This window comes from Pseudomonas sp. 31 R 17 (assembly GCF_900004915.1).
GTDB classification, from domain to species: Bacteria; Pseudomonadota; Gammaproteobacteria; order Pseudomonadales; family Pseudomonadaceae; genus Aquipseudomonas; species Aquipseudomonas orientalis_A.
In genome coordinates this window covers 49,915-61,255 of record NZ_CVTN01000077.1, presented here as the reverse complement: position 1 = coordinate 61,255, position 11,341 = coordinate 49,915, and the positions used below count along the sequence as shown (strand labels likewise).

At 62.8% G+C, this 11,341-nt stretch carries 9 protein-coding genes; 2 read left to right on the top strand and 7 right to left on the bottom strand.

Going from position 1 to position 11,341, the window contains the following annotated elements; all coding sequences use genetic code 11:
* Positions 1–268: 268 nt before the first annotated feature.
* A complete protein-coding gene (locus BFP89_RS20915; protein WP_065887359.1) occupies positions 269–1,507 on the bottom strand; it encodes an acyl-CoA dehydrogenase family protein in 1,239 nt (412 codons plus the stop codon).
* Positions 1,508–1,772: 265 nt separating this feature from the next.
* Between BFP89_RS20915 and sfnG the strand changes: the two genes are divergently transcribed.
* Positions 1,773–2,858, top strand: coding sequence for a dimethylsulfone monooxygenase SfnG (gene sfnG / locus BFP89_RS20910; protein ID WP_065887358.1), 1,086 nt, complete (start codon positions 1,773–1,775; stop codon positions 2,856–2,858).
* 39 nt (positions 2,859–2,897) lie between these two features.
* Here sfnG and map read toward each other — a convergent pair whose 3' ends face one another.
* Positions 2,898–3,653 (bottom strand): type I methionyl aminopeptidase, encoded by a 756-nt coding sequence (map, locus tag BFP89_RS20905; RefSeq protein ID WP_065887357.1) that lies wholly within the window; start codon positions 3,651–3,653, stop codon positions 2,898–2,900.
* Positions 3,650–3,853: a ParD-like family protein gene (locus BFP89_RS20900; RefSeq protein WP_065887356.1), complete on the bottom strand. Its 204-nt coding sequence runs from the start codon at positions 3,851–3,853 to the stop codon at positions 3,650–3,652. Before BFP89_RS20900 ends, map begins: the two co-directional genes overlap by 4 nt.
* A 370-nt stretch (positions 3,854–4,223) precedes the next feature.
* Here BFP89_RS20900 and BFP89_RS20895 point away from each other — a divergent pair, with 370 nt between their 5' ends.
* On the top strand, positions 4,224–4,490 hold the full coding sequence (locus tag BFP89_RS20895; RefSeq protein ID WP_065887355.1) for a DUF1652 domain-containing protein: 267 nt from the start codon (positions 4,224–4,226) through the stop codon (positions 4,488–4,490).
* 57 nt (positions 4,491–4,547) lie between these two features.
* On the opposite strand, the gene BFP89_RS20890 is transcribed toward BFP89_RS20895, so the two are convergent.
* The 4 genes from BFP89_RS20890 to BFP89_RS20875 form a co-directional block, all read right to left on the bottom strand.
* Positions 4,548–7,154, bottom strand: coding sequence for an autotransporter family protein (locus tag BFP89_RS20890; RefSeq protein ID WP_065887354.1), 2,607 nt, complete (start codon positions 7,152–7,154; stop codon positions 4,548–4,550).
* A 118-nt stretch (positions 7,155–7,272) separates the two neighbouring features.
* The gene (locus BFP89_RS20885) at positions 7,273–8,211 is read right to left on the bottom strand and encodes a carbohydrate kinase family protein (RefSeq protein WP_065887353.1); all 939 of its coding nucleotides are present in this window, start codon (positions 8,209–8,211) and stop codon (positions 7,273–7,275) included.
* 12 nt (positions 8,212–8,223) lie between these two features.
* Positions 8,224–9,705, bottom strand: coding sequence for a xylulokinase (xylB, locus tag BFP89_RS20880; protein WP_065887352.1), 1,482 nt, complete (start codon positions 9,703–9,705; stop codon positions 8,224–8,226).
* A 139-nt stretch (positions 9,706–9,844) separates the two neighbouring features.
* Positions 9,845–11,326 carry a mannitol dehydrogenase family protein gene (locus BFP89_RS20875; protein WP_065887351.1) on the bottom strand — a complete coding sequence of 494 codons (1,482 nt, stop codon included), beginning with the start codon at positions 11,324–11,326 and terminating at the stop codon, positions 9,845–9,847.
* Positions 11,327–11,341 lie beyond the last annotated feature (15 nt).

The window sequence follows — 11,341 nt, the reverse complement described above, 5'->3', positions numbered from 1 at the left end:
AACCCGGCGTCCTGCCGGGTTACCCACGGATTCAAGCCTGCGTTCGGCCAGCGTGGTTTAACGGGGCGCCTGAGATCAAAAGCAGATCAAGAGCAAGATCAAGAGCGGCTCGCTGCGCATCGTGGTTAGCGTTGTGTCGATACCCATGGCTGCGCATCGCCCTCTGTAGGAGCGAGCTTGCTCGCGAAAAACGTCAACGATAACGCGGGCTTCCTGAATAAACGCGGTGCCTGTGAGTTTTTCGCGAGCAAGCTCGCTCCTACGGGCATTAGGCTTTCGCCGGGCCGTTGCCGATCTGCCAGACGAACGGTGGCTCGGTGCCATTGATCACCCAGTCGCCGACGATCCGTGCCTTGTAGATCAGCGGGTTGTGCGATGACACGGTTCGCGCATTGCGCCAGTGCCGGTCCAGGGCTTTGCCCTGGCGCACATCGGAGGCTCCCAGGGCATTGAACAGTTGGCTGGTGGCTCGCTGGATCAATTCCGACACGACCACCTGGGCCGTCGCCGATTCGATTTCGGCGGCGACGTTGGCTTCGCGCTCTGCTGCGTTATCGCCACCGAAGCGGGCCAGGTAGGCCCGTTGCGCCGGCAGTGCGGCCTGCAATGCGCTGGCGCGGGCTGCGTAGACGAGCGCGGCGACTTCGCCTACCACTTGTTGTACCTGCGCGTCCTGGCTGACATGCGGGGCGTTGCCGTGGCTGTAGATGCGTTTGCGCGTGCGTACCTGATGGGCCACGTCGTTGAGCGCCGCGTGGCCGATGCCGGCCAGGGTGGCGAGCAGTACCAGTTGATAGAACGCGGTCTGGTATTTGAAGCGGGTGGCAAAGTCGATCACGTTTTGCCCTTCGACCACGGCATTGGTAAAGCGCGTGGTGCCGCTGCCGGTGGTGCGTTGGCCGAAGCCGTCCCAGTCATCGCTTTGCACCACCCCGGGCTGGCGCGTGCGGGTGGCGGCGATGACGTCGGCGCCGGTGTCGCTGCGCTGGGCGTAAACATCGATCCAGTCGGAAAACAGGCTGCCGGTGCTGTAGAACTTTTCACCGTTGAGTGTCCAGTCGTCGCCGTTGGGGCTGACCTGGGTGACCACGTCGCCGATAGCGACATTGCCGATTTCGGTCCAGGCGCAGCCGACGATGTCGCCGTCGACAAAGCGCTTGAACCACACCTCGCGCGCCGCGCCCGGCGGCGCATTCAGGCGGTCTTCGGCGAACGCAAAATGCCCGCGCAGGGCCTGGGGCACATTGGAATCGGCGGCGGCGAGTTCGATCAACAGTTCGAACAGCTGCGGCAGCGACGCGCCGCCGCCGCCATATTCCACCGGCACGCGCACCGCGCCAAAACCTGCTTCCTTCAACCAGCGGATCGGCTCATGGGGCAGGGTGCGGCTGTGTTCGCGTTCCACCGCGCCGTCGGCGATGCGCTGGAAGATGGGACGGAAACGTTCGGCCAGGGCGGGGTAGTCGACGCCGATGGACAGCGGGTTGATGACGTGTTGCTCGGTCATGGGTGCGGCTCCTGGGCTGTGATCAAGTCCCTGGGTGTCTGCACAGTCCGTGCCGGGCGCAGCGGCCCGTGTTTACGGCGCGAGGAGGCCAGCCGCTGTTGCTCCAGCAACAGCGTTTGCACAAAATGCAGTGTTGCATGACAGTCGCGGCGCCTTGCGTAACCCCGAGGTTTCGCGCCACAACCCGCAAGGCCAGGGCGTGTACCCATAGCTGGCACGCTTGCTGCTCAAGTCCTCCTACATTCCTTTGTGCGAGGTACCTCCAATGAGTCAACACGCCGTGAAATTTGCCTATTGGGTGCCCAACGTCAGCGGTGGGCTGGTGGTCAGCAAGATCGAGCAGCGCACCCACTGGGGCATCGACTACAACCGTAAACTGGCGCAACTGGCCGAAGCCGCCGGCTTTGAATATGGCTTGACCCAGATTCGTTTCACCGCCGGCTACGGCGCGGAGAACCAGCACGAGTCGGTGGCGTTCAGCCACGCGCTGCTCGCGGCGACCACCACCCTCAAGGTGATTGCGGCGATCCTGCCGGGTCCCTGGCAACCGGCGCTGGCGGCCAAACAATTGGCGACCATCGACCAGCTCACCAACGGCCGCATCGCGGTGAATATCGTCAGTGGCTGGTTCAAGGGCGAGTTCCAGGCCATCGGCGAACCGTGGCTGGAGCACGATGAGCGCTATCGTCGTTCCGAAGAATTCATTCGCGCCTTGAAAGGTGTCTGGACCCAGGACGATTTCACCTTCAAGGGTGACTTTTACCGTTTCAACAATTACACCCTCAAGCCCAAGCCACTGGGCCAGCCCGAGGTGTTCCAGGGCGGCAGTTCAAGGGCCGCGCGCGACATGGCGGCGCGGGTGTCGGACTGGTACTTCACCAACGGCAACACCCCCGAAGGCATCAAGGCCCAGGTCGACGATATTCGTGCCAAGGCCGCCGCCAATAATCATTCGGTAAAGATCGGCGTCAACGCCTTTGTGATCGCTCGCGATACGGAAGAAGAGGCGCGGGCCGTGCTGGCGGACATCATCGACAAGGCTGACCCGGAAGCGGTCAATGCCTTTGGCGATGCCGCGAGGCAAGCGGGCAAGGCGTCACCGGAAGGCGAGGGCAACTGGGCCAAGTCCAGCTTTGAAGACCTGGTGCAGTACAACGACGGCTTCAAGACCAACCTGATCGGCACCCCGCAGCAGATTGCCGAGCGCATCGTCGCGCTCAAGTCGGTAGGCGTGGACCTGGTGCTGGCCGGCTTCCTGCACTTCCAGGAAGAAGTGGAATACTTCGGCAAACGCGTGTTGCCGCTGGTGCGTGAGCTGGAAGCCGAGGCCTCCGTCAAGCAGGTGGCCTGACCCGGTTGATCGTTCCCACGCAGCGTGGGAACGATCGGGTCAGGCGGTCGGTTGCAGGGTCAACACCTCAAACCCATCCGCCGTCACCGCGACCGTATGTTCCCATTGCGCCGACAGGCTGTTGTCTTTGGTCACCACCGTCCAGCCATCCTTGAGGCTGCGCACTTTGGCGCTGCCCTGGTTGAGCATCGGCTCGATGGTGAACACCATGCCTTCGCGCAGTTCCAGCCCGGTGCCGGGACGGCCGAAGTGCAGGATCTGCGGCTCTTCGTGCATTTCCCGGCCAATGCCGTGGCCGCAGTATTCACGCACCACGCTGTAGCCGTTGGCCTGCGCATGGCATTGGATCGCATGGCCGATGTCACCCAGGCGCGCGCCGGGCTTGACCTGGCGGATGCCGGCCCACATCGCTTCGAAGGTCATTTCTACCAGGCGTCGCGCCTTGGGCGTCACCGTGCCGATCATGTACATCTTGCTGGAGTCGGCGATAAAGCCGCCTTTTTCCAGGGTGATGTCGATGTTGATGATGTCGCCATCCTTAAGGATTTGCTTCGCGCTGGGCATGCCGTGACACACCACTTCATTGATCGATGTATTGATGCTGAAGGGGTAGTCATATTGCCCGAGGCTGGCCGGGCGGGCCTGCAACGCCTGGCGGATGAAGGTTTCGACGGCGCTGTCCAGTTCCAGGGTGGAGCGACCGGCGACGACAAAACCGTCGAGCATGCTGAATACCTGAGCCAGCAGGCGCCCGGATTCGCGCATCAGCGCAAGCTGTTGCGGCGTCTTGATCATTGGCTGCGCCCCCTGATCAGGTCGGGTTTGTCCAGCAACAGTTTGTTGATCAGGTCGTTGTAGGGCAACTGAGGATTGAGCTCGGCAAGCAGGCCGATCTTGATCCAGAACTCGGCCTGGGCGTTGATGGAACGGTCCATCGCGGCGCTGGCCAGGCGCAGTTGTTCGTGCAGTTGGTCGGTGATCTTGACGATGCCCATAAGCTTCACTGTGGAGGATTTATATACGAAGCGTATATGTTTCGTATGTTTTTCGAAAGCTCCGTTCGACGGCTGGTTGAGTGGCTGATTGTTTGCCACATGTTGCTGAAAAATCGACCACGCCTGTTGCGCCCGATCCGAGACTGACGGTTAAACGTTTAATCGGCGCGGTTCGACGATGATCTGAACTGCCGGATGTACGGCGTATAAGCAAGCGCTGAGCTTATGAAGAAAGGTTACAACCGCAATGGATTTTGCCGAGTAGGCTCATTAGTTGAAGGCGTCTTCCAAGGCCGGCAAGACGTGGCGGGCAAGTGCCTGCCGGACCCTATAAAAACTGTTGGCAGTCTCAAACAAGGAGAGGTTGGCCATGCTTTCTGAACTCGAGCTTCGCAGCATTATTGAAGGAAGTTTCCTGCCCAAGCGGTGTGAGTGCACCAAAGCCGAAGATGCGTCGCTGACGATCAAGGTGTACGACGACCGCGACCGTGATCGCGTGGAGTTGGAGGTCAAAGGCATCAGCGCGGACAAACTCGACAGCAGTCGCGCCATTTGCAACCTGATCGCCGGGCTGCGTGAAGACCTCAAGCAGGCGCACACGCCGGTCCTGCAGCGAGCAGGAGGGCGTGGTTTTTAAACGTGTGGCCGGCCCTGCGTTGACGTGGAGGCCTGTATTGACCAGGCCTCTTGCCGTTTACCAGCTCAGGCGCACCCCGGCGTTGCCGCCCACACCCTTCTGGGCATTACCGTCCATATCAGTGGTGTAGTCCGCCGCCAGGTAAACACTCACCGCCGGCGACAAGTGGGCGACAACCCCTACACCGACATCGGCGGTGGACGACTTGTGATCGCTCTTGATGCGGTCCACATCGTCGTAAGTCACCGTGTCCCTGCCGCCGAACGTACGCCAGGCGTTAGCGCGCATGTACGGCTCGACGGGCGTATTGCCCACCCGATAGCGACCCTTGACGCGGGCACCCAGACGGCCGGTCCAGTACGCCTGGGAGTCGAACGACACCTTGGAAATACCGTCATGCTGGCTGTCCAGGTCGATGGTCTGGCGGATTATCTGGAGCTGGGGCTCCACCACCCAATGTTCGGAAACGCTGATGGGATAACCCGCTTCAGCGGAGAGTGCCAGGGCATCGCCCTTGGTGTTCACCTTCACGCCGCGGTCGGACGTGTTGTCGCCGTCCAGGCGTGTGCCCATGGCCACCAGGTCGATGTACCACCCCTTGGGGTCGGTCAGCGTCCAGTAGGCGCCGAAGTTATCACCGTCGAGTTTGATCCGCCCGGAGCGCCGGTCCTGAAAACCTTCGGCGAACCCTTTCACGTCGCCGCGCAAGCGACTCTGCCCGATGAACAGGCCGACACGTTGCAGTTGCCCGCCGCCGGTTTGCCCAGCGTAGAGGTCATGCCCCACCTGATAGCCCTTGACGCTGCCGTCGAAGCTTGGCGACACGGTGCCCGACCAGCTCTTGTTCAAATCACCGCCATAGGCACGCGCCCAGCCGGCCGCAACCGCCCCCGTTTCAGTGAGCAGGCTTTGCTCGCCCTGGCGCTCATGAAAGGTGCCCAGGGCCATCCGGGTCATGACTTGCGCGGCCGGGACCACCACCGAGTACACCGGCACCTCCAGGCGATACAGCGGGATGGGCTCTGCACCGACCACGGCCGTTGGCAGCGCCGGGCTGCCGGCGGCAGGTTGCGGTGAGTCGGCTGCCGCGACCTGGCTCGGCGGTGGCACCGCAGGCTCGATTGGCGCGACCGGTTGCGCGGTCGGCGGCTCCACCGCTGGTTCATCGGGGTCGACGACGGGAGGCGTCGGTGTAATCGGTGCAACAGGCACCACCACCGGCGGGGTGGGCGGTACCGGCGGCACGACGGGTGGCTGCACGGCCACCACCGACGAGCGCAGGTACCAGTTGTTTTCCGTGCCGGCGGTCACGCCGCCTTTGAACAGCCGATATTCATAGGCGCCGGCAGACACTGAGCCCTTTAACGCAAAGGCATCTGCGCTGCTGGTCGTGCCGTTGAGGGCCTGGACCACCTCGATGCCACTGTTCCGAGTCAGCCCGCCCGCACCGCCCAGATTGGTGACGCCCAGTTGCGTGTGACCGCCGATAATTCCGTCGGACACCACCAGCTTGTCGGTCGCGGAGTTGTCATCACCGAGGGCGCTTTGCAGCCACAGCTGGCCGTTATTGCCCACATAGTTGCCATGCACCGTCAATGAACTGTTCGCGCTGTTGTCGGTGGTCATGTCAATCGTGCCGGCATTGTTCAGCGTCGCCAGCTGGCCCGCCGTGTAGGGGCGGATTGCGCCCTGGCTCACCGCCAGGATACTGCTGCCATCGATGTTGAACGTACCGGTGTTGCTCGCACTGTCACCGAGGAAAAAGTCCCCGGCCAGATCAAAGCGCGAAGCATTGTTGAGGTTGACCGTCTCCCAGCCGACATAGCGGGTGGGCGTACTGGACGTGGTGTTATCGAACGTCATTTGATCACTGCCCAGGCCGCCGTCAATCGACGACGTGGCGGCCAACCGGCTTTCATCAAGACCGCTGAGCAAGGCGGTGTCGTCACCATCGCCCATCAAGACGGAAGACCGGATTTCGCCGCCCTTGCGCCAGGTGAACGTGTCGTTGCCGAAACTGGCGCGGATTTCACCTTTGATCACGCCGCCGCTCACCGTAATGATGTCATCGCCGCCGCTGGTGCTGATATTGCCGCCGACGCTGCCTGTTCCCGAGACTTCTACCCGGTCCTTGCCGAACCCGGTGACCAGGTTGCCGAGGATCTCGCCGCCGGTCATCTCGTAGACGTTATCGTCCAGCTTCATGTCGACCCGGCCAATCGTGCCGCCGGTTTGTCGCGCCACGTCACCGTCGACGAATTCCCGTTCGATGACGCCGCCGGTCATCAGGAAGGTATCGAGTCCGTCACCCTGGGCCAGCGAAGCAATCCGCCCGCCGTTCATGACGAAGTCATCGATGCCGGCGCCTTGTTGCACAGCACCCAGGATACTGCCGGCATCGATCAGGATGCGATCGGCGCCCGCGCCGAACGTGACAGGGCCATTGATGGTTCCCGTACCACCGGCGGGCAGCGTCAGGCGGTTGTTGCCTTGAAGATCGGTGAGCCCGGCGGTGCTGGTGCCGCTGTCGCAGACGAACGTATCGTCACCGGGACCTGGGCTGAAAGCGCACGCGGCATGCGCGGGCTGGGGCGTGAAGTACTGCAGTGAAAGGATGCCGACAGCAATAACGGCTCGGGTTGGGAAACCAGATGCCTTGGTCATGACGCGTCCTACGTATTGTTTTTAGTTACTGCTGTTCTTCGGTGTAGCACAGCTTCGCTGCATGGCAAGCTTTTTGGATAAAAGGTAAAGGCCGCGCAGGGCACGGCCGGTGGGGCTATCAGCCTAATTGGCGACGGTAGGGCAGGTCCGGCCCGGTGCGGGTGCAGGTCAGCGCCGCCGCGCGGATGGCAAAGCCGAGCATGGCGTCGATCTGTTCGCGGCTGAGCTGTTGCAGCCCTTCAACCGAATCCAATTGCTGTTCGGTCAACCAGGCGATCAACGCCGCCTGGAAGGTATCGCCGGCGCCCACCGTGTCGGCCATCACGATGTCGATAGCCGGTTGTGACCAGTTGCCGTGCCGGCGGCTGAACACACTGGCGCCGTCGCCGCCACGGGTGAGAAATATCAGTTGGCAGCGGTGTTGCAGCCAGTCTTGCAGCACGCTTTCGGGCGATTGCTCGGGGTAGAGCAGGTGCAGGTCTTCATCGCTGACCTTGATCAGGTCGGCATGCTTGACCAGCTTGGCGATACGGTCGCGCCACAGCTGGATGTCCGGTTGCGGGTTAAGGCGCACATTGGGGTCGAGGCTGATCAGGCGCTTGCCGCTTTCGCGCTGGACCAAGGCCAGCAGCGTGTCGCCGATGGGTTGCACCACCAGCGAGAACGAGCCGATATGCAGCCCGCGAATCTCATCGCCCAGTACCGGCAGATGCGCGACCTGCAGTTGCCGGTCGGCGCAACCTTCGCCGCGAAAGCTGTATTGCGGCGAGCCATTGGCACCCACGGCAACCATTGCCAGCGTGGTCGGTGCGGCGAACTCCACGAGAAATTGCCGGCTCACGCCTTCATCCTCGAGCACCTGCGCCAGGCGCCGGCCGAGAAAGTCGGTGGACACCCCGCCGAACAGTCCGGCCTCGATGCCCAGGCGGCGCAAGCCCACGGCCACGTTGAACGGCGACCCGCCGGCAATCGACTTGTAGTTGACCTTGGACGCAAGCCCGCTGGCATCCTCCTCGCTGAAAAAATCAAACAGCGCTTCACCGCACACCAGATACATAGTCGCTCGCTCTTAAAGGGTTGCCACAAGCTGTTGATAGCGCTCGTAGGACTGTTGATAGGCCCTGACATTGGCCGGCACCGGCAGGGTGCGGCTGGCCGGGTCAAGGCTCACGCATTTGTCGCACAGGCTGGCCAGGGATTCGCCGGACTGGCACCACGCCGCCTGGATCGCCGCGCCCAGGGCTGCGGCTTCGCTTTGTTCGGTACACACCACTTCGGTGTTCATGATATCGGCAACCATCTGCCGCCACAGCGGGCTTTTCGAACCGCCGCCGATCAAGCGGATGCCCAGGCTTTGCAGGCCGGTCTGGCGCAGCAGGTCCAGGCCGTAACGCAAGCCGAAGGTGGTGCCTTCGACCACCGCGCGGCACAGGTTGGCGCGGGTCAGGTTGGTCATGGTCAGGCCGTGCAGGCTGCCGGTGGCCTGGGGCAGGGCGGGCACCCGTTCGCCGTTGAGGAACGGCAGCATGCTCACCCCGTCCGCGCCGATGGGGGCCTGTTCGACCAGGGCGTTGAAGGCGTTCAAGTCCAACTCGAACAGCTCGCGCACCACGCCGGTGGCGTTGGTCAGGTTCATGGTGCAGATCAACGGCAACCAGCCGCCGCTGGAGGAGCAGAAGGTGGCGACCGACGCCTGGGGGCTGACGTTGGGCTGGTCGGCAAACGCGTAGACGGTGCCCGATGAGCCCAGGCTCATGGTGATCACGCCGGGGGCGATATTGCCGGTGCCGATGGCGCCCATCATGTTGTCGCCGCCGCCGCTGGCGACGATGGCGTTGGGGTTGATGCCCAGGCGCTCGGCGATGGCGGGCAGGATCGTGCCCACCGCCTGATCGGCTGTGATCAGCTCGGGCAGCGCCGCTTGCAGGCGCCCGCTGGGGTCGATGTGCTGCAGCAGCGCAACGTCCCATTCACGGCGGCGCACGTCGAAATAGCCGGTGCCTGAAGCATCGCCGTATTCGGCGACGGCGCGGCCGGTGAGCCAGTAGTTGAGGTAGTCATGGGGCAACAGAATATGGGCGATGCGCGCAAACAGGTCCGGGTGCTGTTCGCGGGTCCACAGCAGCTTTGACACGGTGTAGCCCGGCGCAATGACCACGCCCAGGCGCTCCAGCGAGCCGCTTTCGCCGCCCAGGTGCTGTAACAGGCGCTCGTTTTCTGCGGCGGTCTCGGTGTCGCACCACAGCTTGGCCGGGCGCAGCACCTGGCCTTGGGCGTCGAGCAGAACCAGGCCATGTTGCTGGCCGGACACGCCGATGCCGAGGATGTCCTGGCCGTCCACCCCGGCTTGTTGCAAGGCGCGGTGAGTGGCTTCGGTGAAGGCGTCCAGCCATTCCTGGGTGTGTTGCTCACGCCGGCCGTTGGCGCCGCTGAGCAGGGTGTGCGCGGCGGCGCCCAGGCCCAGCACCTTGCCGCTGGACGCGTCGAGGACGATGGCCTTGGTGCCCTGGGTACCGCAGTCGATGCCGAGGAACAGGTTTTGCTGGGTCATGATGGAGTGCTCAGCAGTTTTATTGTTGGAGTTGTCAATGTGGTCAATGTGGGAGGGGGCTTGCCCCCGATAGCAGTGGGTCAGTGAAAGATTTATTAACTGACACACCCTCATCGGGGGCAAGCCCCCTCCCACAGTTTTAAGCCGGTTTCTTCAGTAACCGCTTTAGGGTTTCAGTGACGCCGTGATCGCGCAAACTTGCATAACACCGCTCGAACGCTGCCACAAACGCGGGTGAGTTGGGAATAGCCGTGCCGAAAATCTCTTCAACCCCCAGCAAGCGCTTGCTGATCAAGCTGTCATCGCTGACCAGTTGCTGGCAGAACTGCGCGCGCGGGTCAGGGATGGTGTAGCTCACGCCATTCTCATCGACACCCTTGAGATACAACGCCCACGCAGCGACCACCAGTGCAGCCCGTTCAGTCTCACGGCCGCCCGCAATCAGGCGGTTGATCGTTGGCACGGTGAACTTTGGAAACTTCGAGGAGCCATCCGAACACACGCGCTCCAACTGGTCGGCAATCGCCTGGTTGGAAAACCGCTCGACGAGGGTCTGTTTGTACTCGGTCAGGTCGATGCCCGGCACCGGCGCCAGGTTCGGCGTGACGTCCAGGTCCATGTAGGCGCGCATGTAGGCGACAAACAGCGGGTCGTTCATGGTTTCGTGAACGAACCGGTAGCCCTTGAGAAACCCCAGGTACGTCAGGGCCAGGTGGCTGCCGTTGAGCAGGCCGATCTTCATTTCCTCGTAAGGCGTCACGTCAGCGGTGAACTGCACGCCGACCTTTTCCCAGGCCGGGCGCCCGTTGACGAATTTATCTTCCAGCACCCATTGCACAAAAGGCTCGCACACCACCGGCCAGGCATCGTCAATGCCGTGCTCGTCATGCAATTGCAGGCGGTGGGCAGTGCTGGTCATCGGCGTGATGCGGTCGACCATGGCATTCGGGAAGCTCACATTGGCCTGGATCCAGTCATGCAACTCGGCATTGTGCAGCGCGGCAAACGCCAGCAGGGCCTTGCGCGTCACCGCGCCGTTATGCGGCAGGTTATCGCAGGACATCACCGTGAACGCCGGGGTGCCGGCGGCGCGGCGCTGCGTCAGGGCGGCGCAGAGAAAGCCGAACACGGTTTTCGGTGCGTTCGGGTGCGCCAGGTCATGCTGGATCTGCGGCAGGTGGGCCATGAACTCGCCGTTGCTGTCGTCGATGCAGTAGCCGCCTTCGGTGATGGTCAGCGACACGATACGGATGGCCGGCTCGGCCAGTTTATCGATCAGCGCCTGGGCGCCGTCTTCGGCCAGCAGCATGTCGCTGATCGCGCCGATCACGCGCACTTCGGTGTCGTCGGTGTCGCCCAGTTCATACAGGGTGAACAGATAATCCTGGCCGGCCAGGTCGTCGCGGGCCTTGCGGTCTTCGGCCCGCAGGCCCACGCCGCAGATGCTCCAGTCCAGGCCTTCACCGGTGTTCATCAAGGCATCGGTGTAAAACGCCTGGTGCGCCCGATGGAAACCGCCGACGCCGATATGCGCGATGCCCTGCGATGTGCTGGCGATGGCATAGGTGGGCCGTTGCACTTCGGGTGCCAGCTGGTTGAGGGTGTGTTTATTCAGCTTCATGACGTAATACTCGCG

Coding starts and splice junctions, on each gene's coding strand:
- BFP89_RS20885 (WP_065887353.1), bottom strand. CDS start 8,211: ATGTATCTGGTGTGCGGTGAAGCGCTGTTTGATTTTTTCAGCGAGGAG.
- BFP89_RS20915 (WP_065887359.1), bottom strand. CDS start 1,507: ATGACCGAGCAACACGTCATCAACCCGCTGTCCATCGGCGTCGACTAC.
- BFP89_RS20900 (WP_065887356.1), bottom strand. CDS start 3,853: ATGGGCATCGTCAAGATCACCGACCAACTGCACGAACAACTGCGCCTG.
- sfnG (WP_065887358.1), top strand. CDS start 1,773: ATGAGTCAACACGCCGTGAAATTTGCCTATTGGGTGCCCAACGTCAGC.
- BFP89_RS20890 (WP_065887354.1), bottom strand. CDS start 7,154: ATGACCAAGGCATCTGGTTTCCCAACCCGAGCCGTTATTGCTGTCGGC.
- BFP89_RS20875 (WP_065887351.1), bottom strand. CDS start 11,326: ATGAAGCTGAATAAACACACCCTCAACCAGCTGGCACCCGAAGTGCAA.
- xylB (WP_065887352.1), bottom strand. CDS start 9,705: ATGACCCAGCAAAACCTGTTCCTCGGCATCGACTGCGGTACCCAGGGC.
- BFP89_RS20895 (WP_065887355.1), top strand. CDS start 4,224: ATGCTTTCTGAACTCGAGCTTCGCAGCATTATTGAAGGAAGTTTCCTG.
- map (WP_065887357.1), bottom strand. CDS start 3,653: ATGATCAAGACGCCGCAACAGCTTGCGCTGATGCGCGAATCCGGGCGC.